The sequence below is a fragment of the Novosphingobium humi genome, from assembly GCF_028607105.1.
In the GTDB taxonomy this organism is placed as follows: domain Bacteria; phylum Pseudomonadota; class Alphaproteobacteria; order Sphingomonadales; family Sphingomonadaceae; genus Novosphingobium; species Novosphingobium humi.
The window spans coordinates 1,245,839-1,271,091 of sequence record NZ_CP117417.1; the positions used below are offsets into that span (position 1 = coordinate 1,245,839).

At 63.8% G+C, this 25,253-nt stretch carries 27 protein-coding genes and 1 pseudogene; 14 read left to right on the plus strand and 14 right to left on the minus strand.

Annotation, left to right across the window (positions count from 1 at the left end; translation table 11 throughout):
- The first annotated feature begins 319 nt into the window (after positions 1 to 319).
- The gene (gene hisI, locus PQ457_RS05590; protein WP_273618759.1) at positions 320 to 691 is read left to right on the plus strand and encodes a phosphoribosyl-AMP cyclohydrolase; all 372 of its coding nucleotides are present in this window, start codon (positions 320 to 322) and stop codon (positions 689 to 691) included.
- Here hisI and PQ457_RS05595 read toward each other — a convergent pair whose 3' ends face one another.
- The 4 genes from PQ457_RS05595 to tyrS all read right to left on the minus strand — a co-directional run bounded on the left by PQ457_RS05595 (position 692) and on the right by tyrS (position 4,430).
- A complete protein-coding gene (locus PQ457_RS05595) occupies positions 692 to 1,393 on the minus strand; it encodes a dienelactone hydrolase family protein (RefSeq protein WP_273618760.1) in 702 nt (233 codons plus the stop codon). It abuts the gene before it with no gap.
- A 2-nt stretch (positions 1,394 to 1,395) separates the two neighbouring features.
- Positions 1,396 to 2,646, minus strand: a complete 1,251-nt coding sequence (locus PQ457_RS05600) for an MFS transporter (protein ID WP_273619257.1) — start codon at positions 2,644 to 2,646, stop codon at positions 1,396 to 1,398.
- Between the two features lie 99 nt (positions 2,647 to 2,745).
- Positions 2,746 to 3,078: a PilZ domain-containing protein gene (locus PQ457_RS05605; RefSeq protein ID WP_168602579.1), complete on the minus strand. Its 333-nt coding sequence runs from the start codon at positions 3,076 to 3,078 to the stop codon at positions 2,746 to 2,748.
- 122 nt (positions 3,079 to 3,200) lie between these two features.
- Positions 3,201 to 4,430 (minus strand): tyrosine--tRNA ligase, encoded by a 1,230-nt coding sequence (gene tyrS, locus PQ457_RS05610; protein WP_273618761.1) that lies wholly within the window; start codon positions 4,428 to 4,430, stop codon positions 3,201 to 3,203.
- Between the two features lie 39 nt (positions 4,431 to 4,469).
- Between tyrS and PQ457_RS05615 the strand changes: the two genes are divergently transcribed.
- Together PQ457_RS05615 and PQ457_RS05620 are read left to right on the plus strand one after the other, a co-directional pair.
- Positions 4,470 to 5,024, plus strand: a complete 555-nt coding sequence (locus PQ457_RS05615; RefSeq protein WP_273618762.1) for a DOMON-like domain-containing protein — start codon at positions 4,470 to 4,472, stop codon at positions 5,022 to 5,024.
- Positions 5,021 to 6,244 (plus strand): exo-beta-N-acetylmuramidase NamZ family protein, encoded by a 1,224-nt coding sequence (locus PQ457_RS05620; protein WP_273618763.1) that lies wholly within the window; start codon positions 5,021 to 5,023, stop codon positions 6,242 to 6,244. The genes PQ457_RS05615 and PQ457_RS05620 overlap by 4 nt, the downstream gene beginning before the upstream one ends.
- Here the strand turns inward: PQ457_RS05620 and PQ457_RS05625 are convergent.
- Positions 6,238 to 7,147: pseudogene (locus tag PQ457_RS05625) on the minus strand (DUF817 domain-containing protein). The gene PQ457_RS05620 and the pseudogene PQ457_RS05625 overlap by 7 nt on opposite strands.
- Positions 7,148 to 7,196: 49 nt before the next feature.
- Here PQ457_RS05625 and PQ457_RS05630 point away from each other — a divergent pair.
- Positions 7,197 to 7,937, plus strand: coding sequence for a glutathione S-transferase family protein (locus PQ457_RS05630; RefSeq protein ID WP_273618764.1), 741 nt, complete (start codon positions 7,197 to 7,199; stop codon positions 7,935 to 7,937).
- A 62-nt stretch (positions 7,938 to 7,999) separates the two neighbouring features.
- Here the strand turns inward: PQ457_RS05630 and PQ457_RS05635 are convergent, their stop codons facing one another.
- From PQ457_RS05635 to PQ457_RS05650, 4 genes are all read right to left on the minus strand, one after another.
- Positions 8,000 to 8,410 carry a GFA family protein gene (locus PQ457_RS05635; protein ID WP_273618765.1) on the minus strand — a complete coding sequence of 137 codons (411 nt, stop codon included), beginning with the start codon at positions 8,408 to 8,410 and terminating at the stop codon, positions 8,000 to 8,002.
- A gap of 1 nt (position 8,411) precedes the next feature.
- Positions 8,412 to 9,488, minus strand: a complete 1,077-nt coding sequence (locus PQ457_RS05640; protein WP_273618766.1) for an acyltransferase family protein — start codon at positions 9,486 to 9,488, stop codon at positions 8,412 to 8,414.
- Positions 9,488 to 11,485, minus strand: coding sequence for a DNA topoisomerase IV subunit B (parE, locus tag PQ457_RS05645; protein WP_273618767.1), 1,998 nt, complete (start codon positions 11,483 to 11,485; stop codon positions 9,488 to 9,490). Before parE ends, PQ457_RS05640 begins: the two co-directional genes overlap by 1 nt.
- A 66-nt stretch (positions 11,486 to 11,551) precedes the next feature.
- Entirely contained in the window at positions 11,552 to 12,715 is a 1,164-nt protein-coding gene (locus PQ457_RS05650) for a penicillin-binding protein activator (RefSeq protein WP_273618768.1), read from the minus strand.
- A gap of 51 nt (positions 12,716 to 12,766) precedes the next feature.
- Here PQ457_RS05650 and rsmI point away from each other — a divergent pair, with 51 nt between their 5' ends.
- The 4 genes from rsmI to PQ457_RS05670 are packed head-to-tail and all read left to right on the plus strand — an operon-like array spanning position 12,767 to position 16,112.
- On the plus strand, positions 12,767 to 13,594 hold the full coding sequence (rsmI, locus tag PQ457_RS05655; protein ID WP_273618769.1) for a 16S rRNA (cytidine(1402)-2'-O)-methyltransferase: 828 nt from the start codon (positions 12,767 to 12,769) through the stop codon (positions 13,592 to 13,594).
- Between the two features lie 10 nt (positions 13,595 to 13,604).
- Positions 13,605 to 13,976: a YraN family protein gene (locus PQ457_RS05660; RefSeq protein WP_273618770.1), complete on the plus strand. Its 372-nt coding sequence runs from the start codon at positions 13,605 to 13,607 to the stop codon at positions 13,974 to 13,976.
- A 48-nt stretch (positions 13,977 to 14,024) separates the two neighbouring features.
- On the plus strand, positions 14,025 to 15,038 hold the full coding sequence (gene gshB, locus PQ457_RS05665) for a glutathione synthase (RefSeq protein WP_273618771.1): 1,014 nt from the start codon (positions 14,025 to 14,027) through the stop codon (positions 15,036 to 15,038).
- Positions 15,039 to 15,041: 3 nt separating this feature from the next.
- Entirely contained in the window at positions 15,042 to 16,112 is a 1,071-nt protein-coding gene (locus PQ457_RS05670) for an acyltransferase family protein (protein WP_273618772.1), read from the plus strand.
- Here PQ457_RS05670 and PQ457_RS05675 read toward each other — a convergent pair.
- On the minus strand, positions 16,109 to 17,029 hold the full coding sequence (locus PQ457_RS05675) for a tyrosine recombinase XerC (protein WP_273618773.1): 921 nt from the start codon (positions 17,027 to 17,029) through the stop codon (positions 16,109 to 16,111). The two genes, PQ457_RS05670 and PQ457_RS05675, sit on opposite strands and share 4 nt — an antisense overlap.
- Positions 17,026 to 18,174, minus strand: a complete 1,149-nt coding sequence (gene hemW / locus PQ457_RS05680; protein ID WP_273618774.1) for a radical SAM family heme chaperone HemW — start codon at positions 18,172 to 18,174, stop codon at positions 17,026 to 17,028. Before hemW ends, PQ457_RS05675 begins: the two co-directional genes overlap by 4 nt.
- 44 nt (positions 18,175 to 18,218) lie before the next feature.
- On the opposite strand from hemW, the gene PQ457_RS05685 reads away from it, so the two are divergent.
- Entirely contained in the window at positions 18,219 to 18,764 is a 546-nt protein-coding gene (locus tag PQ457_RS05685; RefSeq protein ID WP_273618775.1) for a CAP domain-containing protein, read from the plus strand.
- A gap of 95 nt (positions 18,765 to 18,859) precedes the next feature.
- On the opposite strand, the gene rdgB is transcribed toward PQ457_RS05685, so the two are convergent.
- Positions 18,860 to 19,480: an RdgB/HAM1 family non-canonical purine NTP pyrophosphatase gene (gene rdgB / locus PQ457_RS05690; RefSeq protein WP_273618776.1), complete on the minus strand. Its 621-nt coding sequence runs from the start codon at positions 19,478 to 19,480 to the stop codon at positions 18,860 to 18,862.
- A gap of 57 nt (positions 19,481 to 19,537) precedes the next feature.
- Positions 19,538 to 20,254, minus strand: a complete 717-nt coding sequence (gene rph / locus PQ457_RS05695) for a ribonuclease PH (protein ID WP_168602597.1) — start codon at positions 20,252 to 20,254, stop codon at positions 19,538 to 19,540.
- 168 nt (positions 20,255 to 20,422) lie between these two features.
- Between rph and hrcA the strand changes: the two genes are divergently transcribed.
- The 3 genes from hrcA to PQ457_RS05710 all read left to right on the plus strand — a co-directional run bounded on the left by hrcA (position 20,423) and on the right by PQ457_RS05710 (position 22,351).
- The gene (gene hrcA / locus PQ457_RS05700) at positions 20,423 to 21,481 is read left to right on the plus strand and encodes a heat-inducible transcriptional repressor HrcA (protein ID WP_273618777.1); all 1,059 of its coding nucleotides are present in this window, start codon (positions 20,423 to 20,425) and stop codon (positions 21,479 to 21,481) included.
- Between the two features lie 19 nt (positions 21,482 to 21,500).
- Entirely contained in the window at positions 21,501 to 22,016 is a 516-nt protein-coding gene (gene grpE, locus PQ457_RS05705; protein WP_273618778.1) for a nucleotide exchange factor GrpE, read from the plus strand.
- A gap of 74 nt (positions 22,017 to 22,090) precedes the next feature.
- Positions 22,091 to 22,351 carry a hypothetical protein gene (locus PQ457_RS05710; RefSeq protein ID WP_273618779.1) on the plus strand — a complete coding sequence of 87 codons (261 nt, stop codon included), beginning with the start codon at positions 22,091 to 22,093 and terminating at the stop codon, positions 22,349 to 22,351.
- A gap of 85 nt (positions 22,352 to 22,436) precedes the next feature.
- Here the strand turns inward: PQ457_RS05710 and PQ457_RS05715 are convergent, their stop codons facing one another.
- Positions 22,437 to 22,943, minus strand: a complete 507-nt coding sequence (locus tag PQ457_RS05715; RefSeq protein WP_273618780.1) for a copper chaperone PCu(A)C — start codon at positions 22,941 to 22,943, stop codon at positions 22,437 to 22,439.
- Between the two features lie 96 nt (positions 22,944 to 23,039).
- Between PQ457_RS05715 and PQ457_RS05720 the strand changes: the two genes are divergently transcribed.
- A complete protein-coding gene (locus PQ457_RS05720) occupies positions 23,040 to 23,354 on the plus strand; it encodes a hypothetical protein (protein ID WP_273618781.1) in 315 nt (104 codons plus the stop codon).
- The gene (gene dnaK, locus PQ457_RS05725; RefSeq protein ID WP_273618782.1) at positions 23,347 to 25,251 is read left to right on the plus strand and encodes a molecular chaperone DnaK; all 1,905 of its coding nucleotides are present in this window, start codon (positions 23,347 to 23,349) and stop codon (positions 25,249 to 25,251) included. Before PQ457_RS05720 ends, dnaK begins: the two co-directional genes overlap by 8 nt.
- Positions 25,252 to 25,253 lie beyond the last annotated feature (2 nt).

Sequence of the window (25,253 nt, forward strand, 5' to 3'; positions counted from 1 at the left end):
ACGTGACGAAACTGATAGGCGACGCTTCTCAGCGCAACTGGTGTCCCCCCCTGATGGGCCACCACACCTGAACCCTCATTCTCTACTACCGCGCAACGCTCTTTCAGCGCTGGCTGGCATTTCCCTGAACCGTGGCGCGTTCCGCTGCCTGGTCAAATGCGATCTCCCTCAAGACCGTGACCGATTTGTTTCAACTTTTCGGGCCAAAGATAAAGAGGCGATGATCGCAAGTGTGGATTTTCGCCCCCAGTTGTGGTTATCGCGCAACATCACCGCGCACCGCAGAGGGCAGGGGCGCCTTGAACGGGAATTTTTACGTATGTCCGCCGGGAATATCGAGCGCGAATCCGGTTCCACCTTCATGCCGCGTTTCGATGCGCAGGGTCTTTTGACGGCCATCGCGGTCGATTCGGAAAGCCGCGAGATCCTGATGGTGGCGTTCATGGATGCGCAGGCGCTGGACAAGACGCGCGAGACCGGGCTGGCGCATTTCCATTCGCGTTCGCGCGGGAAATTGTGGCTGAAGGGCGAGACTTCGGGCCATTTCCTGCGGGTGCAGGAAATCCGGGTGGATTGCGATCAGGACGCGCTGGTCATGCTGTGCCGCCCCGAAGGCCCGGCCTGCCACACGGGTGCGCGCAGTTGCTTTTATCGCAGGCTGGAGGGCGATGCCCTCCAGCGCATCGATTGATCAGGCGAAGATCTCGTCGAAGAAGCTGAGCATCGCGGCCCAGCTCTGACGGTCGGCGCTGGTGTTATAGCCAAGGAAATCCTTGCCGCGCGCATCGCTGTCGGGGTCGGTAAAGCCGTGGCGCACATTGGCATAGGAATGGAAATGCCAGTTGGCCCCGGCGGCGTCCAATTCCTCCCACAGGCCGATGACGGCGCTGCGCGGGGCCAGCGGGTCGGCATCGCCGTGCAGCACCAGAATGCGCGCCTTGACCGCTCCGGGCGCGGCGGGCTTCTCGGTGCCGAACACGCCGTGGAAACTGACCGCGGCGGCAATATCGGCCCCGTCGCGCGCCAGTTCGAGTGCTGCCTGACCGCCCATGCAATAGCCGATGACGCCCATCTTCAAACCTTCGGCTTCGGGCAGGGCGCGCAGCGCCGAAAGCGCGGCATGGAGGCGCTTGCGGTAGGCATCCCAATCCTTGCGCAAAACCTCGGCCATCGGGAATGACGCCTCAAAGCTGGCGACGGGCGCGCCGTAGAAATCGCCGACCATGGCCAGATAGCCCTGTTCGGCCAGAGCCAGCGCACGCGCCTCGATGGCAGGGCCGATATTGGCGATGGTGGGCCAGATCAGGATCGCGGCGCGCGGCGTTCCGGCCGGACGCGCCAGCCAGCCGGTCAGCGCGACATCACCGTCGGAATAGGAAACAGGCTGAAGCATGATCAATCATCCTCTTGGGGGGTAAAACGATTGGCTTTGCGGATTTGCGGAAACAGAAAGGCCCAGATCAGCGTCACCGCCACCGCGCCAAGGCCGCCGAACAGCACCGCACCTTGCGCCCCCAGCAGCCATGCGGCAATGCCCGATTCCATCTCGCCCAATTCATTGGACGCGCCGATGGCCAGACCCGAAATGGCCGAAACCCGCCCGCGCATTTCATCGGGCGTATGCATCTGGACCAGCGTGGAGCGCACGAACATGCTGATCATGTCGGCCGCGCCCAGCACCGCCAGCATGGCCAGCGACAGCGCATAATTGGTGGAAACGGCAAACACCGCCGTCGCCGCGCCAAACAGCGCGACCGAGCCGAGCATGGTGATGCCCACCCGCCGCTCCAGCGGTTTGATCGACAACAGGATGCCCAGCACCGCCGCGCCCACCGCCGGGGCCGCGCGCATCTGGCCCAGACCCGTAGGCCCCACATGCAGGATATCGCGCGCATAGACCGGCAGCAGCGCCGTGGCCCCGGCCAGCAGCACCGCAAACAGATCGAGCGTGATGCAGCCCAGCAGGAAAGGATTGCTCCGCACAAAGGCCAGCCCCTCCCACGCCATGCGCATCGGATGGGTTTCACGGTTGGCGGCATGGGGGGGCAGAGGGCGGATCGTCAGCAGCGCCAGCGCCGAAACGCACAGCAGCGCGCAGGACATCCAATAGAAGAGCGAAGGATGCCAGCCAAACAGCAACCCCGCCACCGCAGGCCCGGCAATCGTGCCCGATTGCATGGCCATGGAATTCATCGCAATCGCGCGGGGCAAGAGCGCGGGCGGCACGATCATCGGCGCAATGGCCCCCACCGACGGCCCGACAAATACCCGCGCCGTACCATGCGCCATGCCCAGAAACAGCACCAGCGGCATGCTGAGCCAGCCCTGCCATGTGGTGATGGCCAGCGTCAGTGCCATGGCCATATCGACCGAGACCGACAGCGCGCCGACTTTGCGCCGGTCAAACCGGTCGGACACCACGCCCGACACCGGCGTCAGCAGAAACATCGGCACGAATTGCACAAAGCCCAACACCCCCAGCATGAAGGAGGCCTGGGCAATGGTCATGCCATAGGATTGCCGCGCCAGATCATAGAGCTGATAGCCGATAATGACCACCATGCCCGAGCCCGACAGCCAGGAGAGGAAACGGGCGGTCCAAAATCGGCGATAGTCCGCAATTTGCAGAGGGTTGGTTGGCTCCATCACCGCGCCGATGTGGCAGGTGCGAAGGCGATTGCCAAGATACCAGTGCTTGGGGAAGGAAAAATCTGGCTTGTGCGCGCCGTTGCCCGGCGCCCGCGATTATCGGCGCAGGCGCGGATTGGGTTGCAGCGCGGCGATCATGTTGGTGAAATCGTCCTGACGGATGATGCGTTCAAACTGAAAGCCGGAACGATCGTCGGTCGACCAGATCAGATGGGCCTCGATGCGCCCGACGACGGGCAAACGGATCGTCACCCTTTCGCCGCGCCCCAATTCGACCTTGTTGCCGACCATGAAGCCGTGGATCGAAATATTGGCGATGTCGAGCATCACATCGCCCACGCGCCGGTGTTCGGCTACCACCCGGAAACTGACCGGATGGCGCGCGGCGCGGCGCAGTTCGGTAACCGAAAGCTGAGCCCCTGAAGCCATGTGTCAATCTCCTGCATAAAATACGTCCGGGAGAAGCATTTAGGACACAAATGGCGAAAAAATGGTAAATATGGCAAAAGGCTGCCGGTGGAGGCGGCAAGGCTTTGCCGCCTCCAAAAATGTCACAAGGGCTTGAGAATGCCGTGTTTCTTCTTGCCCGAAGAAAGGCGGATTTCCCCGCTTTTAAGGCTAATGGCCTGATTTTCATCGCTTACGGCCATGCCATCCAGCTTGGCCCCGCCGCCTGCGATCAGGCGTTTGGCTTCACCTCGGCTCGCCGCAAATCCAATTCCGACCAGCGCATCGATGATCGTGCAGCCTTCGGCCGGAACATGCCACACCGGCAGATCCGCGCCCAGACCGCCGCCTGCAAAGGTGGCGCTGGCGGTGGCTTCGGCGGCCTTGGCGGCTTCTTCGCCGCGCACCAGTTTCGTCACCTCATTGGCCAGCACGACCTTGGCCGCATTGATCTCGCTGCCCTCCAGCGCTTCGAGCCGGACGATCTCGTCAAGCGGAACATCGGTGAAGATCCGCAGGAAACGGCCCACATCACGGTCATCGGTGTTGCGCCAGAACTGCCAGAAATCATAATGCGGCAGCAGTTCTTCATTCAGCCACACCGCGCCGTTGACGCTCTTGCCCATCTTGGCCCCATCGGCCGTGGTCAGCAGCGGCGTGGTCAGGCCGAAAAGCTCGATCCCGTTCATGCGGCGCGTCAATTCGATGCCGTTGACGATATTGCCCCATTGGTCCGACCCGCCCAATTGCAACCGGCAGCCGTGGCGCAGCGCCAGTTCGCGGAAGTCATAGGCCTGAAGGATCATGTAGTTGAATTCAAGGAAGGTCAGCGGCTGTTCGCGATCAAGCCGCAGCTTGACCGAATCAAAGGTCAGCATGCGGTTGACCGTGAAATGCGGGCCGACATTGCGCAGCAGGTCGATATAGCCCAACTGGTCCAGCCAATCGGCATTGTTGACCATTTGTGCGCCCGTCGCGCTGTCGTCAAAGCGGAGCAGGCGGTGAAACACCTTGGCGATCCCCGCGATGTTCGAGGCAATCGTCTCTTCGGTCAGCAGTTTGCGCGATTCGTCCTTGCCGCTGGGGTCGCCCACCTTGGTCGTGCCGCCGCCCATCAGCGCAATGGGCTTGTGCCCCGCCTGTTGCAGGCGGCGCAGCAGCATCACCGAGGCCAGATTGCCGACATGCAGCGAGGAAGCCGTCGCGTCATAGCCGTTATACGCCACCACCACCTCTTTTTGGGCAAGGGCATCAAGCCCATGCGCATCGGTCAACTGGTGGATATGGCCGCGTTCAGACAGCAGGCGCAGCAGGTCGGACTTGTATTCGGTCATGTTTGCCTCTTGATTGAAGCTGCCGCCTAGCATGGAGAATTGGCTTTGGGAACTTTCTCGCTGATCTGTCACCCGCAAACGCCCGCAATGGGGGTGAAATCCGTGAGCGTGGCATGGGAGGCGCGCGGCGATGCTCTGATGCTGCGCTATCGCGTGGACGGGGCGGGGGGGCTGGTGCTGCCTGCGCCCGCTGCGCCGGAGCGCCATGACGACCTGTGGAAGACGACCTGTTTCGAGATGTTTCTGGGGCAGGCGGGGACCACCTATCGCGAATTCAACTTCTCGCCCTCTTCGCGCTGGGCGACCTATGCCTTTGCCGATTATCGCGAGGGCGGGCGCGATGCGGAGATGACAATCGCCCCGGCAATCGTCATCCGGCGCGAGGGCGATGCGGCCATTTGCGAGGTCCGCCTCTCGCGCGCAATTCTGGATGGGGCGGTTTGCGCTGGGTTGACCGCCGTGATCGAGGAGATGGGCGTCGATGGAAAGGGCGGCCACAAATCCTATTGGGCGCTGGCCCGTGGCGAAGGCCGGCCCGATTTTCACAAGCGCTCTTGCTTCACGCTCCAGCTTGCGGCAGCGGAGGCGCCATGACTGTTCATTTCGGCCTTGATCGCCTGCTCGCTGATCCCGCTCTTCGTGCGCCGCTTGCCGGGCGCCGTGTCTCGCTGGTCGCGCATCCTGCCTCGCTGACCTCGGGGCTGGTGCATAGTCTCGATGCGCTGGCCGCCTGCGGCGATGTGAACCTGACCAGCGCCTTTGGCCCCCAGCACGGGCTGAAGGGCGACAAGCAGGACAATATGGTCGAGACGGAGGACGAATTTGACCCCGCGCTCGGCATTCCGGTGTTCAGCCTATATGGTCAGGTGCGCCGCCCGACCCCGGCGATGATGGACACGGCCGATGTGTTCCTGTTCGATCTTCAGGACCTTGGCTGCCGGATCTACACTTTCGTCACCACGTTGCTTTATCTGTTGGAGGCGGCATCGGGCACGGGCAAATCGGTCTGGGTGCTCGATCGGCCCAATCCGGCGGGGCGGCCCATCGAGGGGCTGACGCTGATCCCCGGACAGGAGAGCTTTGTCGGCGCAGGACCGATGCCGATGCGCCATGGCCTGACGCTGGGCGAGATGGGGCGCTGGTTTATCGACCATTACAAGCTGGACGTGGATTACCGTGTCATCACGATGGAGGGCTGGGCGCCGGATGCTCCGGCCCGCGCGGGTCTTGCCGGTTTTGGCTGGCCTGAAGAGCGGATCTGGATCAACCCCAGCCCTAATGCGGCCAGCCTGAACATGGCCCGCGCCTATGCCGGGACGGTGATGCTGGAGGGCACGAACCTGTCCGAAGGGCGCGGCACGACCCGTCCGCTGGAGGTTTTGTTCGGCGCGCCCGATGTGGATGCCAAGGCGGTGCTGGCCGAAATGCAGGCATTTGCGCCGCAGTGGATGACGGGCTGCGCGCTGCGCGAATGCTGGTTCTCGCCCACGTTCCACAAGCATGTGGGGCAGCTTTGCAGCGCCTTGATGATCCATGCCGAGGGCGGGTTCTATGACCATCATGCCTTCCGCCCCTGGCGTTTGCAGGCGCTGGCCTTCAAGGCGATCCGGCGCCTTTATCCCGATTATCCGCTGTGGCGCGATTTTCCCTATGAGTATGAACTGACCCGTCTTGCCATTGATGTCATCAACGGCGGGCCGGGTTTGCGCGAATGGGTGGATGATGCCGGGTCGGTTGCAGGCGATCTCGATGCGATCACCGCGCCCGATGAAATGCGCTGGGCGGAGGAAATCCGGCCTTATCTACTTTACTGATCGCCCGGTGGCGCGGCGCGATGCAGCCGCGCCACCAGCACAAACGAAATATACATCAACAGATACCACGCGCCCAATTTCGAGGGCGAAACCATCACCCAGCCATGCCGCTGGCCCGGATAGAGCCAGGCATTGGCAAAGGTCGCGATATTTTCCGCGATCCAGATAAAACCCGCCACCAGAAACCACCCCAGCAGCAGCGGCATCCAGCGATGCACCCGCCAGTTGCGGAAATAGACCCGCGTGCGCCAAAACAGCAGCCCAATCGCCACAAACAGGCCCAGCCGAATATCGGGCAGCCAGTGATGGGCGAAGAAATTCACATAGATGAGCACCGCCACCAGCACGGTCAGCCGCTCGTCGGGATAATGGCTGAAACGGAAATCAAAGATGCGCCACACGCGGGCGATATAGCTGCCCACGGCCGCATACATGAAGCCGGAGAACAAAGGCACATGGCCGATCCGCAGAAACCCTGCCTCGGGATAGACCCATGACCCTTGCGCGGTTTTGAACAGTTCCATCACCGTGCCGACGATGTGAAAGGCCGCGATAACCCAGGCCTCCTCGCGGCTTTCCAGCCGCAGCGCCAGCATCGCCACCTGTATCCCCAGCGCCGAAAGCGTCAGCATGTCATAGCGGGCCAGCGCCGCGTGGGCCGGATAGAACAGATGGGTGAGCAAAAGCAGGGCCAGCATCAGGCCGCCAAACAGGCAGGCCCAGCATCAGGCCGCCAAACAGGCAGGCCCAGCCTTGCTTGAAGCCGAAGAGCAGGAATTCAAAGACCCATGTGTGCCATCCGGGGCGCGGGGCGAAAGTTTCGATCCGGGCGCGGATGAGGGAAAACCGGCTCGGCCCGATGGGTTGAACTTGCCGGGTATTTTTCCCACCACTTGTATGCATTGCTTACATTCCTTAAGGTCGGCGCAAAGCACAAGAGGATGCCTGGACGATGCTCAAACTCTATTCCTTTGGCCCCGCCGCCAATTCGATGAAGCCGCTGCTCACCCTTTATGAAAAGGGCACGCCGTTCGAAGGGCACCGCCTGAACCCGGCCATCTTTGAACATCATCAGGATTGGTTCAAGGCCATCAATCCGCGCGGACAGGTGCCCGCTCTGGTCGATGGCGACAAGGTGATTACCGAAAGCACGGTGATTTGCGAATATCTGGAGGATGAGCACCCCGGCGAGGTGAAGCTGCGCCCCGCCGATTCCTATGGCCGCGCCCAGATGCGGATCTGGACCAAGTGGGTGGATGAATATTTCTGCTGGTGCGTCTCGACCATCGGCTGGCACCGCTATGTCGGCAATATGGTCAAAGGCATGAGCGACGAGGCCTTTGAGGAAAAGGTGAAGGCCATCCCGGTCTTTGAGCAGCAGGTCAAATGGCGCCGCGCGCGCGAAGGCTTCCCCCAGGATCTGCTCGACGAGGAAATGCGCAAGATTTCCTATTCGGTCACGCGCCTCAACGACCATCTGGCCGACCATGAATGGCTGGCGGGCGGCATGTTCACGCTGGCCGACATCTGCAATTTCGCCATCGCCAATGGCATGAATTACAGCTTCCCCGAACTGGTGAACGAGGCCGATGCGCCGCATCTGGTGCGCTGGATCGCCCAGATCAACGCGCGCCCGGCCGTGCAAAAGATGTTTGCCGAGGTGCCGATGGAAAAGCTGCGCCCGCAGGATTGAAGCCTATGGGCGCTGCCGGCATCAGGCTGGCAGCGGCCCTTTTAGGCTGGCGGCGGCCCTTTTTAGGCTGGCGGCGCCTTGGGAAATTGCGGCAGCGCCGGGTCCATCACCGCCCATGAGGGCGCGCTGGCGGTCCAGATGATGCCGGTGGGCTTGGCGATATCAGGATTGTCCAAGGCCCCCGCACGGATGCGATAGGCCACCGGCGGATCGAGCAGGGGCCGCGAAAACACATGGCTGCCGCAGGCGCTGCAAAAGGCGCGCTCGACCGTATTGCCGCTGTCGGCGGTCTTGCGATGCAGCGTCACCGGCCCCGTCACCGTCACATTTTCCGGCGCGAACAGGACGTTGACCGTGGCCGACCCGCTGGCCAACCGCTGGCAATCGCGGCACCAGCACATGCGCGCGGCAATCGGTTCGCCCTCCAGCGAGAGCTTGACCGCGCCGCACAGGCACTGTCCCGTATGCGTCATTTCAATTCTCCTTCGTAATCCATCGCGCCGTGGCCCAGCGCCGCAAGGGCTCATCCCACAGCCTCAGCGCCGCCCAGCCCAGCGCCACCGAGCCGATGTAAAGCACCGGCGCCCAGAGGGCCAGATCATGCGGATGCGGGTCAAGCGCCATATCCCAATACCAATAGATGAAGGGATAATGGATAATATACAACGGGTAAGACAGGCGCCCCAGCGCCTTGGCGACTTTACGCATCCCCGCGCTCATCCGCGAATGCGCGCCCATCAGGATGATCAGCGGAAAGAGCAGGGCGACATAGGCGAATTCCAGCAGCCCATTGGCCCAGCCCGGCTTGCCCCCCGGCATGCCCGCGGCAAAGGCGATGGTCATGACGATGGCCAACCCGCCAAAGCTCATCCGCAAAGGCGTCAGGCGCGGCAGGATACGGCGCAGCATGATGCCGAAGATGAAGGGAAACGCCAGCCGCGCCTCCGCCATCCACCAGTGGCTCCACCCCCATCCGACCGAGAGATTGCCATAGGCCACCGCGCCCCATGCCAGCAGAGCGCCCGCCGGAACCAGCAGCCATGCCAGCACGCGCGGCGACAGGCGGTGCAGCAACAGCCCATAGGCGATCGAGCCGATATATTCCTGAAACAGCGTCCATGTCGGCCCGTCGAGCGAATGGGTATCCTCCGCCCGGTCTGCCAGTGTGGGATAGGGCAGTAGGACGAGGCCCATGACCACCGCCGTCCAGAACCGCCCATCGACCACATGGGCTGCATGAGGGAAGGGCGCAAAGACCCACGCCAGCGCACCGATCAACGTGGCCAGCGGCACAATGGGATGCAGCCGCACAAACCGTCGCAGGATGAAGCCGCCAAAGCCTAGCCCCTCGGCCATGCGCCGGTCATAGGCATGGGCGATGACAAAGCCCGAAAGCGCAAAGAAGAAATCCACCGCCAGCGCGCCATGGGGCAGCCAATTGTCGGCCATCACGCCCTTGGACAGGATCTCGCTGATATGAAACACCAGAACCAGCAGCGCGGCGACACCGCGCAAGCCGTCCAGCACCTCGTAATGGGCCTTGGTGGCCATTATGCGTCGATCATTTCGGGGTCGATATCGGCGGCGCGGTTCTGGATGAAGTGGAAGCGGTGTTCCGGGTTGCGGCCCATCAGGCGGTCGACCAGATCCTTGACCTGAGCCCGGTCCTCATATTCCTGCGGCAGGGTGATGCGCACAAGGCTGCGCTTGGCCGGGTCCATCGTGGTTTCGCGCAATTGCTGGGGGTTCATTTCGCCAAGGCCCTTGAAGCGGCCTACCTCGACTTTCTTGCCCTTGAACTTGGTCTTTTCCAGCTCGGCCCGGTGCGCGTCATCGCGGGCATAGGCGCTCTCCTTGCCCGCCGTCAGGCGATAGAGCGGCGGCTGGGCCAGATAGATATGGCCGCGCCGCACCACTTCGGTCATTTCCTGAAAGAAGAAGGTCATCAAGAGCGTGGCAATATGCGCGCCGTCGACATCGGCGTCGGTCATGATGATGATGCGGTCATAGCGCAAAAGGTCCGGGTTGCAGTCCTTGCGCAGCCCGCAGCCCATCGCCAGCGAGAGATCGGCGATTTCCTGGTTGGCGCGGATCTTGTCGAGGCTGGCGCTGGCCACGTTCAGGATCTTGCCGCGAATGGGCAGGATGGCCTGCGTCTTGCGGTCGCGGGCCTGTTTGGCGCTGCCGCCTGCCGAATCGCCTTCGACGATGAACAGTTCGGTCTCGCCATCGCCTTCGCCGCTGCAATCGGTCAGCTTGCCCGGCAGGCGCAGCTTGCGCGCATTGGTGGCGGTCTTGCGCTTGACCTCGCGCTCGGCCTTGCGGCGCAAACGCTCGTCCATTCGCTCCATCACATGGCCCAGCAGCGCCTTGCCGCGATCCATATTGTCGGTCAGGAAATGGTCGAAATGGTCGCGCACCGCGTTTTCCACCAGACGCGCCGCTTCGGGGCTGGTCAGGCGGTCCTTGGTCTGGGACTGAAATTGCGGGTCGCGGATAAAGACGCTGAGCATCGCCTCGCAGCAGGTCACCACGTCCTCGGGCGCGATGTCCTTGGCCTTTTTATTGCCCACCAGTTCGCCAAAGGCGCGGATGCCCTTGGTCAGCGCCGCGCGCAGGCCCTGTTCATGCGTGCCGCCATCGGGCGTGGGAATGGTGTTGCAATAATAGGAATAGGCGCCCTCGGACCACAGCGGCCAGGCGATTGCCCATTCGACGCGGCCGTTCATCTCGCCGGGGAAATCCTGCGATCCGGCAAAGGGAGCGGCGGTCACGCATTCGCGCGTGGCCAGTTGCTCGGCCAGATGGTCGGCCAGACCGCCGGGGAACTGGAATGTGGCCTCGGCGGGCACATCCTCGGACGCCAGCGAGGGAGAGCATTTCCAGCGGATTTCGACGCCCGCAAACAGATAGGCCTTGGAGCGCACCAGTTTGAACAGGCGGGCAGGCTTGAAGCGGGCATCACTGCCGAAAATCTCGGTATCGGGCGTGAACTGCACGCTGGTGCCGCGCCGGTTGGGCGCCGCGCCGACCTTTTTGATCGGGCCCAGCGTATGCCCCTTGGAAAATTCCTGTGCGAACAATTCCTTGTTGATCGCCACCTCAACCCGCGTCAGCGTCGAAAGCGCATTGACCACGCTGATGCCCACGCCATGCAGACCGCCGCTGGTGGCATAGGCCTTGCCGGAAAACTTGCCGCCCGAATGGAGCGTTGAAAGGATCACCTCCAGCGCGGATTTGCCGGGAAACTTGGGATGTTCGCCCACGGGAATGCCGCGGCCATTGTCGATGATGGTGATGCGGCCGGGCGTTCCTTGCTCTTCCTCAAGGATGACCTCGATGCGGTTGGCATGGCCCGCAACGGCCTCGTCCATCGCGTTGTCCAGCACTTCGGCCACAAGATGGTGGAGCGCGCGTTCGTCGGTGCCGCCGATATACATGCCGGGGCGGCGGCGCACCGGTTCAAGGCCCTCGAGCACCTCGATCGCATTGGCGTCATAGGTCTCGCCCGAGGGGCCGCGAGGGGTTTCAAACAGATCGTCCGACATGAACGACAGACTAGACCGGCGTTGGCCCCGAACGCAAGCGGCGGCGCCCCAAAATCCCCTGAAACCTCAGTCCTCGAAGCGGGTGGGGGCGGGGCTGAGCACATTGATCGCCCCGCCGCGCGCCTCGCGCACTTCCAGCGCGCGCTCGATCACCTGATTGGCGTTGAACCGGAAGATCCCGTCCAGACCGAGGAACCCGCCCCGATCCAGCAGACGCCCGGTGGGGAAGGGCGTGCCCGGCGCCCATTCGCGCGCGATGCGCAGCGTCAGCAGCACGCTGTCATAGCCCAGCGTGGCCGCGCGATAGGGCGGCTGACCAAAACGGGCCTTGTAGCTTTCGGTAAAGCGGCCAAAACGCTGATCCGAGAGCGCGGCAAACCATGCGCCGTTGAGCGCGGGCGTGCGCGCCACCACGGCCTCGCCGGCCCACAGTTCATTGCCCAGAATGCGCAGATGGGGCGCCGCGATCTTGAGCAGCGGGGCCGCCTGCGCCGCCATGGCCGCCGTATCGCCGATCACCACCGCGTCAAACGCCCCGCGCCCTTTCAACCGCCGCACCGCCGCGGTCAGCGAACCTTTGGAACGGTCATAGCTTTCCATGCCCACCAGCGTGCCGCCCGCCGCGCGCACCGCCGCGATGGTGGCATTGCCCGCCCGTTCGCCATAGTTGCCTAGCGGCATCAGCGCGGCAAAGCGCGTCAGACCCTGTGCGCGCGCATATTTGACCTCGCGCGCGATGGTCTGGGCCGGAACCGCCCCCATCACGAACACATCATTGCCCGCCACGCCCGCGTCGCCGGTATAGGAAATCACCGGCACATGGGCCGGGCGCGCCGTCTGCGCCACGACCAGCGCATCATCGCCAAGCATCGGCCCCAAAATCAGCCGGTTGCCATCGGCCAGCGCTTTGGCCGCCGCCGCCGCCGGGCCGGATGATGTGTCATAGGTGGTGATGCGGATCTTGGTGGCATTGGTGTCCAGCAGGGCCATGGTCGTGGCATTGGCCAGCGCCTGACCCACCGCGCCCCCCGGACCCGACAGCGGCACCAGCAGCGCGACGCGGTGGCGTCCTTCGTCGGCGGGCAGTTGCGCGGTGGGCGGCGGCGGCGCATTGGGCGTTTCCACCGGCCCCTTGGGCACGACCGTACAGGCCGAAAGCAGCGCGGTGACGCCAAGGGTCATGCTTTTGCGCCAAAGCGTGCGGAATGCGGGGGCCTTGGGCTGTTCCATGTTTTTTGTCCTGTTGGCTTGCTCCGTTCGGCCCTGCTATGAAGCTGAGCTATGGAACAAAAACTCTCTGCTGGCCTGTATATTGTCGCCACGCCAATTGGCAATCTCCGCGATATCACCTTGCGCGCTATCGAGACATTGCGAGACGTGGCGGCGGTGGCCTGTGAGGATACGCGGGTTACCGGGCGTTTGTTGCAGCATCTGGACATCAAGGCGCGCATGATCCGCTATGACGACCATGCCGATGAGCGTGCGCGTGAGGGGTTGCTGGCGCTGATGGCGGATCATGCGGTGGCGCTGGTGTCGGATGCGGGCACGCCGCTGGTGTCCGATCCGGGCTATCGCCTTGTGCGCGAATGCCGCGAGCGGGGCATTCCCGTCACCTCGATCCCCGGCCCCAGCGCGGCGATTGTGGGCATCACGCTTTCGGGCCTGCCTTCGGATCGGTTCCTGTTTGCCGGATTTTTGCCGCCCAAGGAAAAGGCGCGCGAACATGCTCTGGCCGAGCTGGCCGTGGTGCCTTCGACACTGGTGTTTTATGAAACGGCGCCGCGCCTGACCGATGCGCTGGCCGCGATTGCCAAGGTTTTGCCGGGGCGCGAGGTGGCCGTGGCGCGCGAATTGACCAAGATGTTCGAGGAATGCCGCAGCGGCAGCCCGGAAGAACTGATCGAACATTACACCGCCAATCCGCCGCGCGGCGAGATCGTGCTGATGGTCGGCCCGGCGGTGGCGGAGGCGGCCAGCATGGAGGATGCCGAAAAGCTGCTGCGCGAACAATTGCGCGAGTTGAAGCCCAGCCAGGCCGCCGCCGCCGTGGCCAAGGCCACCGGGCTGGACCGCAAGGCGTTGTATGCTTTGGCGCTGACGTTGAAATGAACTGGCCCCTATGAACTGGAAACGCGAGGCCGACCGCATTGCCGCCGAGGCGCGGGGGCGGCATGGCGAGGGACTGGCCTGCGAATGGCTGCGCGATCAGGGGTTCGAGATATTGGCCCAGCGCGTCAAAACCCCGCGCGGCGAGGTGGATATCATCGCGCGCCAGCCCGGCCTCGTCGTCTTTGTCGAGGTCAAATGGCGCGCCCGCGAGGCCGACCTCGATTTCGCCATCGACCAGCGTCGCCTGACCCGCGTGGCGCGCGCGGCCGAATTGCTGTGGCCGGACTATGCTAAAGCCGGGGATGATATGCGGGTAGATATTCTGTTGCTTGCGCCCGGCGTGATCGTGCGCCACATCGCCAACGCATGGATGCCGATCTGATCGGTGTTATTCGGTCTTCCGCCAACCGGCGGAGTGGAGATTTTGCCAATGTCGCTGCGTGTTGCCGTCCAGATGGACCCCTTGCCTTCGATCAATGTCGCGGGCGATTCCACCTTTGCCCTGATGCTCTCGGCGCAGGCGCGCGGGCATTCGCTGTGGTATTATGATGTCGGCACGCTGGCATGGGAATCGACGCCGGATGGCACTGGCGATTCTGGGGGCCGCGTTTCGGCATGGGCCGCGCCGGTCATCGTGCATCGTCCAACGGCGGGCGAATCGCATTACAAACTGGGCGAATTTGCCAATATCGATCTGGGCGCGGATATTGACGTGGTGCTGATGCGTCAGGACCCGCCGTTCGATCTGGGCTATATCACCGGCGCGCATATCCTTGAAAAGCTTAAAGGGCAGACGCTGGTCGTCAATGACCCGGAACAGGTGCGCAATGCGCCCGAAAAGGTCTTTGTGCTCGATTTCGCGCAATTCATGCCGCCCACGCTGGTCGCGCGCCGGATCGAGGATGTGCGCGGTTTTCAAAAGCGCATGGTCGAGCGCGGTTTCGGCGGCGATCTGGTCATCAAGCCGCTGCATGGCAATGGCGGCAAGGCGGTGTTCCGCGTGCCTGCCGGCGGCGACAATCTGGGCGCCTTGATCGAGGTGTTCACCCAGATGTGGAAGGAGCCTTTCATGGTTCAGCCCTTCCTGCCCGATGTGTCCAAGGGCGACAAGCGCATCGTACTGGTCGACGGCGAGGTGGCGGGCGCGATCAACCGCAAGCCTGGCGAGGGCGAGTTCCGCTCCAACCTTGCCGTCGGCGGCAGCGCCGAGGCGACCGAGCTGACCGAGCGTGAGGCGGAAATCTGCCGCGTGTTGGGGCCGGAATTGCGCGCGCGCGGGCTGGTGTTTGTCGGCATTGACGTGATCGGCGGGCAATGGCTGACCGAAATCAACGTGACTTCGCCCACCGGGATTGTCGCCATCGACCGCTTCAACAACAGCGACACCGGCGCCATGATCTGGGCCGCGATCGAGCGGCGGCACAAGGATATGCTGGCGGCCTAAACCATGCGCCTCGATCAACTGACGGCGCTGCGGTTCTTCGCGGCGCTGGCGGTGCTGGCCTCGCATCTCTGGCCTCTGGCCGAATATCCCAATGCGTTGCAGCCCCTCGCGCGCACCCTCTTTCACGAGGGCTATGCGGGCGTGTCCTTCTTCTTCATGCTGTCGGGCTATATTTTGGCCCACACCTATCAGGGGCGATTGGCGCAGGGCCGGATCGGGGCTGCGCACTATTTCACGCTGCGGCTGGCGCGGGTGCTGCCGCTGCACTGGCTGGTGGGCGTGCCGCTGGCGGCTTTCGCTGTGGGGCAGGAGGGCTGGGCCAAGGTCGCGGTCAATCTGCTGCTGCTACAGGCATGGGTGCCGCGCGCCGATTGGTATTTCACCATCAACGAGCCAAGCTGGAGCCTGTCGGACGAGGCGTTTTTCTATGCCTGTTTTGCAGGTCTTGCGCTGATGCCGGTTCGTCGGCTGGGCTGGCTGGCAGCGGGGCTGCTGGCGCTCAATCTGGGCGTGGTGGTCTGGCGCGTCACATCGGGGCAGGGGGCGATTCTGGCGGGCGATACGCCGACACTGACCCACTGGCTGACCTATATCAGCCCGGTTTCGCGGCTGCTCGATTTTATGGTGGGGATGCTGGTCTATCGCCTGCCGCGCCGGGGCGGGACGGGGGTGGAGATCGGCGCGCTGGCTTTGCTGGTGTCCGCGATGGTGGCCTATCCGCTGCTGGGCCTGCCCGATGTGTGGCGGATGCAATTGGCCTATCTGCCGCTGATGGCGCTGTTCATCTGGATCTTTGGCGCAGGGGGCGGGGCCTTGTCGCGCTGGCTGGCGCGGCAGGGCTGGCTGGTGCTGCTGGGCGATGCCTCCTTTGCGCTTTATCTGGTGCATCTGCCGGTGGTGCATGGCGCGCTGGCGGTGCAGGACCGGCTGGGCGATGATGCGCTGCCTTGGCTGCCATGGGCGGGGTTGGTCAGCGCGGCGGCAGTGGCGCTGTCGGTGGCGGTCTATCGTTGGGTCGAGGTGCCTGTGCTGCGCGCGATGCGGCCTCGGATCGACGGGTGGTTTGCGCGCTAATCCTCGGCGCGGGGGTGGGCGTTGCGATAGACGTCGAGCAGGACCGCGGCGTCAACCCTTGTGTAAACCTGCGTCGATGACAGGCTGGCATGGCCCAACAATTCTTGAATGGAGCGCAGATCCGCCCCCGCGCCCAGCAGATGCGTGGCAAAGGAATGGCGCAGCGCATGGGGTGTGGCCGTATCGGGCAGGCCCAGCATCCCGCGCGCATCGGCCACCGCCTTTTGCACCGCCGATTGATAGAGCGCCGCGCCTTTTACCGTGCGGAACAGCGCCTTGTCCCGCTCGACCGGATAGGGGCAAGCCGCCAGATAGGCCGCGATCGCCTCGCGCACGGCGGGCAGGATGGCGATCACGCGCTGCTTTTGCCGCTTGCCGGTGATGGTCAGCCGGTCGCCCATCGGCCAGTCCGCGCCGGTCAGCGACAAAGCCTCGGCGATGCGCAGCCCCGCGCCATAGAGCAGGAGCAGCACCGCCCGGTCGCGCAATCCCTGCCAGTCATCGCGCGCATTGACTGCGACCAGATCGGCCAGATCCGTTGCCTCATCGGGCGTGACAGGGCGGGGGATGCCGCGCTTGATCCGGGGGCCGCGCAACCGGGGCGGGGCGGGCTTGACCATGCCCGCCTTTTCTCGGGCAAAGCTGAGGAAACCGCGCAAGGCCGACAATTCGCGCGCAACCGAGATATTGGCTATGCCATCCTCGCGCCGCTCGGCCAGAAAATGGCGCAGGCCCGCCGTATCAATCCGCGCCAGCGCCGCCCAGTCATAGGCCTCCAGCGCATCCATCAACCGCCCCGCCGTTGCCATATAGGCGCGCACCGTATGCGGGCTGCGGCGGCGGGCATCGGTCAGATGCGCGTGCCATGCTGCCAGCACGTCGGCGCGGGCGGCGAGAAAGGCGGCGGCCTCGTTCATCCGGCCAATCCATCGGGCGTGACCTGTGCGATCAGGCTGTTCAAGACCAGCATCCCTGCCTCGGTCGCGCCGATGCGCGGGCCGTCCTGCCACATCAACCCCTGCCGGATGAACAGCGCCAGCCTGTCCGCCTCGATCAGATCACCCTGCGCCAGACCCAGCCGGGCGGCCAGCGCGCCCACATCCATCCCCTCGGCCAGACGCAGGCCCATCAGCACCGCCTCGGCGCCTTGTTCCATAGGGGAAAGGGCGCGCTCTTCCTGCGTGCCATGGCCCTTGGCCGCGACCGAGGCCAGCCAGTTTTCCGGCTTTTTATGCCGGGTGGTGGCAAATCCGCCCCGCCGCCCATGCGCCCCCGGCCCGATCCCGGCATAGTCGCGATAGCGCCAATAGGTCAGGTTATGGCGGCTTTCCTGACCCGGTCTGGCGTGGTTCGACACTTCATAGGCGGGCAATCCGGCGCGCGCGGTAATAGCGCGGGTCAGGGCAAAAAGATCGGCAGCCGGATCATCCTCCAGCGGGGCAAAGGCGCCCTCGCGCACCAAAGTGGCAAAGCGCGTGCCTTCCTCGATGGTCAGCTGATAGAGCGAGAGGTGATCGGTGCCCAGCGCGAGGGCGCGGGTGAGTTCGGCCTCCCACGCATCGGCGGACTGATCGGGGCGGGCATAGATGAGGTCGAAGCTGACGCGGGAAAAATGCTCCTGCGCCACGCCGAGCGCGGCCAGCGCCTCGTCCACACCATGCAGGCGGCCAAGGAAACGCAGAGCCGCATCATCCAGCGCCTGAACCCCCAGCGAGACGCGATTGACCCCCGCGCTGGCCAGGGCGGCAAAATTCGCGGCCTCCACACTCGACGGATTGGCCTCTAGCGTGATCTCGATATCCGGCGCAAAACCCCAGAGGCGCTGCGCCTCCTCCAGCAAGGCGGAAACCAGCGCGGGAGGCATCAGGCTGGGCGTGCCGCCGCCGAAAAAGATGCTCTCCAGCGCCTCGCCGCCCGCCATTTCGGCCTCGCGCCGCAGGTCGGCCAGCAGCGCCCCACGCCACAGATCATGGTCAACCCCATCGCGCACATGGCTGTTGAAGTCGCAATAAGGGCATTTCTTGAGACAGAAGGGCCAGTGAATATAAAGTGCGCGCGCCATGCTTTCTTCACGCTGGTTTAAGGTTGAGATGTCAAGAGGCGGCTATGATACGCCATGCTTTTGTCCTCTGTTGCCTGATCGGCGGCCCGGTTGCGGCCGCGCCCGCAATCACTCCGGTTGCCGTCTATGGCTCCGGCGCCCCGGCCATGTCGCCCGCTCTGGCCGCCCGCGCGCTGGCCGCCCATAACCGCGAAAGGGGGCGGATGAGCGAGGCGCCGCTGGTCTGGGACGAAGCGCTGGCGCAAGGCGCGCTCGATTGGGCGCAGGAACTGGCGCGCAGCGGAAAATTCGAACATGCCTCGGCCGAACGGCGCAAAAAGGCGGGCGAAAACCTGTTTATGGGCACGGCGGGGGCATACCCGATCGAAACCATGATCGAGCAGTTCATCTCCGAACGCGATGATTTCCTGCCCGGCACATTCCCCGCCGTTACCCGCGACGGCAATTGGCGCAATGTTGCCCATTACACCCAGATCGTCTGGCGCGGGACGCAAAAGGTGGGCTGCGCCTTGGCGCGCGGACCAAGGGATGATTTCCTTGTCTGCCGCTATTGGCCGGCGGGGAATATTTTTGGGCAGAAGGTGCCGTAAGGGGTTTTGAGATTTTGGAGTTTTGCCTCCGGCGGGCAAAGGGCGGGGGCCCTTTGCCCGCCGGAGGCATAAACTCTGTAAAACCCCAAATCCCCTTACCCGAATTGATCCGCCACCAACTTGGCGAAGGCATCGGCGCGGTGGCTGATCCTGGCCTTGTCGGCGGGGGGGATTTCGGCGAAGGTCTGGTCGTAGCCGCGCGGGATGAAAACCGGGTCAAAGCCAAAGCCCAGACGCCCGCGGGGGGGCCATGTCATTGTGCCATCGACCCGCCCTTCATAGACCGCATCGACGCCATCGGGCCATGCCAGCGCCAGCACGCAGGCGAAGTGGGCCGCGCGGCCCACGTCCGGCCCTTGTTCGCACAGGAGGCCTTCGACCTTGCCCATGGCCATGAACCAGTCGCGGCCTTCGGGGCCTTCGTACCAGTGGCGTTCGGCCCAGTCGGCGGTATAGACGCCGGGCCGTCCGCCCAGCGCCTCGACACAAAGGCCCGAATCGTCGGCCAGCGCGGGCAGCCCGCTTTCCACCGCCGCAAAGCGCGCCTTGATCAGCGCGTTTTCGATGAAGGTGGTGCCGACTTCCTCCGGCTCCTCCAGCCCCAGTTCGCCCGCCGACACGCATTCCAGTCCATAAGGGGCCAGCATCTTCTGCATCTCAGCCAGTTTGCCCAGATTATGCGTGGCGATCACGATCTTGCCGGAAAGTCTGGTCATCAGCGCTTGGCCCCTATGGAGGATATCTGGATGTTGTACGGCAGGCCGGCGGGGCAATTAAGCCCCGACCGCCTTGGCCTGCGCGGCAAAGATGCGGTCGCAGCCGATGCGCGCCAGACGCAGCAGGCGCAGCAGGCCTTCCTCGTCATAGGTCGCGCCCTCGGCGGTGGCCTGCGCCTCGGCAATATGGCCGCCTTCGATCAGCACGAAATTGGCATCGGCATCCGCGCCCGAATCCTCGATATAATCAAGATCGAGAACCGCCGCGCCATTGACGATGCCGCAGGAAATCGCGGCCACCTTGCGCGGCAGCGGATCTTCAGCGATCAGCCCCTTGGCCATCAGCCCGTTGACCGCCAGACGCAGCGCCACCCAGGCGCCCGAGATCGAGGCCGTGCGGGTGCCGCCGTCGGCCTGGATCACGTCGCAATCCAGCGTGATCTGGCGCTCGCCCAGCTTTTTGAGATCCGTGACGGCGCGCAGGGAACGGCCGATCAGGCGCTGAATTTCCTGCGTGCGCCCCGACTGCTTGCCCTTGGCGGCCTCGCGGCTGCCGCGGGTGTGGGTGGCGCGAGGCAGCATCGAATATTCCGCCGTCACCCAGCCTTCACCCTTGCCGCGCAGGAACGGGGGAACGCGTTCCTCGACGCTGGCCGTGACCAGCACCTTGGTGTCGCCAAAGCAGACCAGCACGCTGCCTTCGGCATGCTTGGTGAAATTGGTGATGATTTCGATCTCGCGCATTTCGTCGGGCGCGCGGCCAGAGGGACGCATGGCAGGCCTTTCTGTTGGTAAAGTCGGGTTCGGGACAGATTTGACGCGGCCCTATCGCGTCCCGCGGGCAGGGGCAAGGTTTTGCCTGCCGCTTCTGCCTGATTTGCCGTGTCTATCGATGCGCCATGTCTCTTGATTTGACGGGATTGGCCGCCCAATATGGTGAAGATGGCCAATTCGCTTCCTTCCGACCTTTCCTTTCCCGAGGTGACGGGGCGCGCGCGCGAAATCTTTCGGCAGGTGGTCGAGGCCTATCTGGATTCGGGCCAGCCGGTGGGGTCGAAAACGCTGGCGGGCGGCGGGGCGCTCAATCTTTCGCCTGCCTCGATCCGCAGCGTGCTGGCCGAACTGGAAGGGATCGGCCTGCTTTCGCATCCCCATACCAGCGCGGGGCGGATGCCGACCGAGCAGGGTTTGCGCCTTTTTGTCGACGGCATGATGCAGGTGCGCGAACCCAGCATGGAGGAGCGCGCGGCCATCGAGCGCTCGCTGCACCAGCCCGGCCCGATCGAGGCGGCGCTGGCCGCGACCAGCGCGGCGCTCTCGGACCTGTCGGCCTGCGCAGGCGTGGTGATGGTGCCCCGGCGCGAGCCGCGTCTGGCCCAGATGAGCCTTGTCCCGCTCTCGCCGGGCCGGGCGCTGGCGGTGCTGGTGGGCGAGGATGGAGGCATCGAAAACCGCATTCTGGCGCTGCCCGCCTCGCTGGGGCCGGGGGCGCTGGAGGCGGCGTCGAATTATATCACCGCGCATCTGGGCGGGCGCACTCTGGCCGAGGCGGCGCGCGCGATGCAGGCCGAAATCATCACCGGGCAAAGCGCTCTGGATGCGGCCAGCGCCGATCTGGTCCAGCGCGGATTGGCGGTGTGGAGCGAGGACGCCGATCATCGCCCCGTGCTGATCGTGCGCGGACAGGCCAATCTGCTGGACGAGGCGGCATTGTCCGATCTTGATCGGGTGCGTTCGCTGCTCGACGATCTGGAAAACAAACAGTCGGTGGCCGAATTGCTCGACCGCGCCAAACAGGGCGACGCAACGCGCATTTTCATCGGCAGCGAGAACCGGCTTTTCGCGCTTTCAGGCTCGTCGGTCATTGCATCTCCCTATCGTGATCGCGATGGGCGGGTGATCGGCGTTGTGGGGGTAATCGGGCCAACGCGGTTGAATTATGCGCGTCTCGTCCCCATGGTGGATTTCACAGCCCAGTCTTTGGGCAAACTGATCGGTTGAAACTGGAATAATCGGAACAATGACGGAAGAAACTACGCAGGGTCAGAATGAGGCCGGAGACGATCTGGCCGCCCGCATCGCCCAACTCGAAAACGATCTGGAAGCCGCGCGCAATGACGTGCTCTACGCGCGCGCCGACACCCAGAACGTGCGCCGCCGTCTGGAAAAGGACATTGCCGACGCGCGCGCCTATGCCAGCACCAGCTTTGCCCGCGATATGTTGAGCGTGGCCGACAATCTGTCGCGCGCGCTCGATGCCATTCCCGCCGATCTGCGCGAGGATGAACGTCTCAAGGCACTGCTGGCCGGGATCGAGGCCACCAGCCGCGAGTTGGACAAGGTGTTTGGCCAGCACGGCATCCAGAAGGTGGCGGCGCATGGCCTGCCGCTGGACCCCAACCAGCATCAGGCGATGATCGAAGTGCCCCATGATGCCGAACCCGGCACGGTGATTCAGGTGCTTCAGCATGGCTATTCGATCAAGGATCGCCTGCTGCGTCCGGCCATGGTGGCTGTGGCCAAAAAGCCGGAATAAACAGCGCGCGCAGGGCGGGTGGAACTTTCCCCCGCCTTGGCCCTTTCCTTGGGTAACGAGGAAAGGAGGCTGTTATGCGCAATTTTCTGATGGTGGGCGTGCTGGCCGGTGGTCTGGTGATGACCGGGGGCTGTGCCCGCAACTATGGCGGCGAGGGCGCGCTGGCAGGCGCGGGCGTCGGTGCGGTTGTGGCCGGTGTGTCGGGCGGCGATGTGGCCACCGGCGCGGCGATTGGCGCGGCGGCGGGCGGTCTGGCCGGCTCGACGGTGCGCAAACGTGACGGCAATTGCTATCGCATGGATAATCGCGGCCGCGAATATCGCGTCCGCTGCTGAACGGGCCGCCGCGATACCCCATAACGAAAAGCCCGCCTGTCGTACTGACAGGCGGGCTTTTCGTTATGGGATGCGATGCAGGCGATCACATTTTGGAATGATCCATTCCCGCCCCCGTCATTCCCGGCCCCATCATGCCGGGCGCCTCGATCTGCATCGGCGCGGTCAACTTGCGCCCGTCGGAAAAGGTCAGCGTCAGTTCGGTCGCTCCCCCGGCCTTGAGATCGGGCGAGACATCGAAGACCATCGCATGTTTGCCGCCCGGTCCAAAGGCCACGCTCTGCCCTGAGGCGATGTCGAGCCGGGGCACGGCCTCCATGATGCCGTCGAGCGTGACATGCATCTCGGCCTTGCCGGTATGGGCCACGCTGACCCCGGTGAGGGTGGCGACCGAACCGCTTTGATTGGAAACGGTGAAATAGCCCGCCGCCGGTCGCCCCTTGACCGCGGGCAGGACGAGGCGGCCATCATGGACCAACATGCCGTCCATGGCCGAGAGACCGGCAGGGGGCTGCGCCTTTTTCTCGTCCTTGCATGCCGACAGGGCGCCAAGGGCGAGAGGCAGGCAAAGGGCCAAAGCGATCTTTTTCATCGGGCGACAGTCCTTGGGATCTTGAATGTTATGCGACGCAAGAGGCGGCGACAGGCCCGGCTTGCGGATCGCGGCAGGGTGCAGCTCTAGGCAATTTTGCGCGCCATTCCAAGCATCACTGCGATCACTCCGGCGCAATTGCGCCTTGCGGGCGGGAAAACGGCGCGCCGATTGGTGCGTGCCCGCCAGGCCATTCCAAAACGCAAATTCCGCCGATCCCGGCGAAAATGGCTGCCAAAATGCGCCAAGGTCGTGGATGAAGTGAAGCTTCGCGCGGCAAGGCCCTTGTTAGGCGAAAAAGCCCACCTATATGCCGCCAAGTCAAACGAGCCATCGAGCCGCTTTGCCGGATTTTTCGGGAAGCCAAAGGGTGGTGTCAACACTGGACTTAGGGATCGACGATATGGGTAAAGTAATCGGTATTGACCTTGGTACCACCAACAGCTGCGTTGCTGTCATGGATGGGGGCAAGCCCAAGGTTATCGAAAATTCGGAAGGCGCGCGCACCACGCCCTCGATCGTGGCCTTCACCAAAGATGGTGAGCGCCTGATCGGCCAGCCCGCCAAGCGTCAGGCGGTGACCAACCCCGACAACACGATTTTCGCTGTGAAGCGCCTCATCGGCCGTCGCTTTGACGATCCGATGACCCAGAAGGACATGGAACTGGTTCCCTATCGCATTGCCAAGGGCAAGAATGGCGATGCATGGGTTGCAGCCGGTGGCACCGACTATTCGCCTTCGCAGATCTCGGCCTTCACGCTTCAGAAGATGAAGGAAACGGCCGAATCGTATCTGGGCGAAACCGTGACGCAGGCCGTCATCACCGTGCCCGCCTATTTCAACGACGCCCAGCGTCAGGCCACCAAGGACGCGGGTCAGATCGCGGGCCTTGAGGTGCTGCGCATCATCAACGAGCCCACGGCGGCTGCGCTGGCCTATGGTCTGGAAAAGAACGACGGCAAGACCATCGCTGTTTACGACCTTGGCGGCGGCACGTTCGACGTCTCGATCCTGGAAATCGGCGACGGCGTGTTCGAGGTGAAGTCGACCAACGGCGACACCTTCCTTGGCGGTGAAGACTTCGACACCAAGGTTGTCGAATATCTGGCCGACAAGTTCAAGGCGAAGGAAGGTCTGGACCTGCGCAGCGACCGTCTGGCGCTTCAGCGTCTGAAGGAAGCGGCGGAAAAGGCCAAGATCGAGCTGTCGAGCGCCCAGACCACCGAAATCAACCTGCCCTTCATCACCGCGCGCATGGAAGCAGGGGCGACCACGCCGCTGCATCTGGTCGAAACCATCACCCGTTCGGATCTCGAACGTCTGGTGGCCGATCTGATCGCCCGCACGATGGAACCCTGCCGCAAGGCGTTGCAGGATGCCGGCGTGACCGCCGCGCAGATCGACGACGTGGTGCTGGTGGGCGGCATGACCCGCATGCCCAAGGTGCGCGAAGCGGTGAAGGACTTCTTCGGCAAGGAACCCCACACGGGCGTCAACCCTGACGAAGTGGTTGCCATGGGCGCGGCCATTCAGGCGGGCGTGCTGCAGGGCGACGTCAAGGATGTCCTGCTGCTCGACGTGACCCCGCTTTCGCTGGGCATCGAAACGCTGGGCGGCGTGTTCACCCGCATGATCGACCGCAACACCACGATCCCGACCAAGAAGTCGCAGGTGTTCTCGACCGCTGATGACAATCAGCAGGCCGTGACCATCCGCGTGTTCCAGGGCGAGCGTGAAATGGCGGCGGACAACAAGATGCTGGGCAATTTCGACCTGATCGGCATTCCGCCGGCGCGTCGCGGTGTGCCCCAGATCGAGGTGACGTTCGACATTGACGCCAACGGCATCGTGAACGTGTCCGCCAAGGACAAGGGCACCGGCAAGGAGCAGCAGATCAAGATCCAGGCCAGCGGCGGCCTTTCGGACAGCGACATCGACCAGATGGTGCGCGATGCCGAAAAGTTTGCCGAAGAGGACAAGAAGCGTCGTGAGGCCGCCGAGGCCAAGAACAACGCCGACAGCCTCGTCCATGCCACCGAACAGCAACTGGCCGAAAATGGCGACAAGATCGATGCCTCGCTGAAGGCTGAAATCGAAGCCGCCATTGCCGATGCCAAGGCCGCCATCGAAGGCAATGATCCGGCCGAAATGACCGCCAAGACCCAGGCCCTGACCGAAAAGGCCATGAAGATGGGGCAGGCGATCTATGAGAAGGAACAGGCTGCTGCGGCCTCTCCGGGCGCTGCTCCGGCGCAGGACGATGTGGTCGACGCCGAGTTCTCGGAAGTGGACGACAAGAAGGCCTGATG

What these genes read in the sequence shown, in the direction of transcription:
- hisI (WP_273618759.1), top strand. Translation starts at nt 320, where the DNA reads ATGTCCGCCGGGAATATCGAGCGCGAATCCGGTTCCACCTTCATGCCG.
- PQ457_RS05595 (WP_273618760.1), bottom strand. Translation starts at nt 1,393, where the DNA reads ATGCTTCAGCCTGTTTCCTATTCCGACGGTGATGTCGCGCTGACCGGC.
- PQ457_RS05600 (WP_273619257.1), bottom strand. Translation starts at nt 2,646, where the DNA reads ATGGAGCCAACCAACCCTCTGCAAATTGCGGACTATCGCCGATTTTGG.
- PQ457_RS05605 (WP_168602579.1), bottom strand. Translation starts at nt 3,078, where the DNA reads ATGGCTTCAGGGGCTCAGCTTTCGGTTACCGAACTGCGCCGCGCCGCG.
- tyrS (WP_273618761.1), bottom strand. Translation starts at nt 4,430, where the DNA reads ATGACCGAATACAAGTCCGACCTGCTGCGCCTGCTGTCTGAACGCGGC.
- PQ457_RS05620 (WP_273618763.1), top strand. Translation starts at nt 5,021, where the DNA reads ATGACTGTTCATTTCGGCCTTGATCGCCTGCTCGCTGATCCCGCTCTT.
- PQ457_RS05630 (WP_273618764.1), top strand. Translation starts at nt 7,197, where the DNA reads ATGCTCAAACTCTATTCCTTTGGCCCCGCCGCCAATTCGATGAAGCCG.
- PQ457_RS05635 (WP_273618765.1), bottom strand. Translation starts at nt 8,410, where the DNA reads ATGACGCATACGGGACAGTGCCTGTGCGGCGCGGTCAAGCTCTCGCTG.
- PQ457_RS05640 (WP_273618766.1), bottom strand. Translation starts at nt 9,488, where the DNA reads ATGGCCACCAAGGCCCATTACGAGGTGCTGGACGGCTTGCGCGGTGTC.
- parE (WP_273618767.1), bottom strand. Translation starts at nt 11,485, where the DNA reads ATGTCGGACGATCTGTTTGAAACCCCTCGCGGCCCCTCGGGCGAGACC.
- PQ457_RS05650 (WP_273618768.1), bottom strand. Translation starts at nt 12,715, where the DNA reads ATGGAACAGCCCAAGGCCCCCGCATTCCGCACGCTTTGGCGCAAAAGC.
- rsmI (WP_273618769.1), top strand. Translation starts at nt 12,767, where the DNA reads ATGGAACAAAAACTCTCTGCTGGCCTGTATATTGTCGCCACGCCAATT.
- PQ457_RS05660 (WP_273618770.1), top strand. Translation starts at nt 13,605, where the DNA reads ATGAACTGGAAACGCGAGGCCGACCGCATTGCCGCCGAGGCGCGGGGG.
- gshB (WP_273618771.1), top strand. Translation starts at nt 14,025, where the DNA reads ATGTCGCTGCGTGTTGCCGTCCAGATGGACCCCTTGCCTTCGATCAAT.
- PQ457_RS05670 (WP_273618772.1), top strand. Translation starts at nt 15,042, where the DNA reads ATGCGCCTCGATCAACTGACGGCGCTGCGGTTCTTCGCGGCGCTGGCG.
- PQ457_RS05675 (WP_273618773.1), bottom strand. Translation starts at nt 17,029, where the DNA reads ATGAACGAGGCCGCCGCCTTTCTCGCCGCCCGCGCCGACGTGCTGGCA.
- hemW (WP_273618774.1), bottom strand. Translation starts at nt 18,174, where the DNA reads ATGGCGCGCGCACTTTATATTCACTGGCCCTTCTGTCTCAAGAAATGC.
- PQ457_RS05685 (WP_273618775.1), top strand. Translation starts at nt 18,219, where the DNA reads ATGATACGCCATGCTTTTGTCCTCTGTTGCCTGATCGGCGGCCCGGTT.
- rdgB (WP_273618776.1), bottom strand. Translation starts at nt 19,480, where the DNA reads ATGACCAGACTTTCCGGCAAGATCGTGATCGCCACGCATAATCTGGGC.
- rph (WP_168602597.1), bottom strand. Translation starts at nt 20,254, where the DNA reads ATGCGTCCCTCTGGCCGCGCGCCCGACGAAATGCGCGAGATCGAAATC.
- hrcA (WP_273618777.1), top strand. Translation starts at nt 20,423, where the DNA reads ATGGCCAATTCGCTTCCTTCCGACCTTTCCTTTCCCGAGGTGACGGGG.
- grpE (WP_273618778.1), top strand. Translation starts at nt 21,501, where the DNA reads ATGACGGAAGAAACTACGCAGGGTCAGAATGAGGCCGGAGACGATCTG.
- PQ457_RS05710 (WP_273618779.1), top strand. Translation starts at nt 22,091, where the DNA reads ATGCGCAATTTTCTGATGGTGGGCGTGCTGGCCGGTGGTCTGGTGATG.
- PQ457_RS05715 (WP_273618780.1), bottom strand. Translation starts at nt 22,943, where the DNA reads ATGAAAAAGATCGCTTTGGCCCTTTGCCTGCCTCTCGCCCTTGGCGCC.
- dnaK (WP_273618782.1), top strand. Translation starts at nt 23,347, where the DNA reads ATGGGTAAAGTAATCGGTATTGACCTTGGTACCACCAACAGCTGCGTT.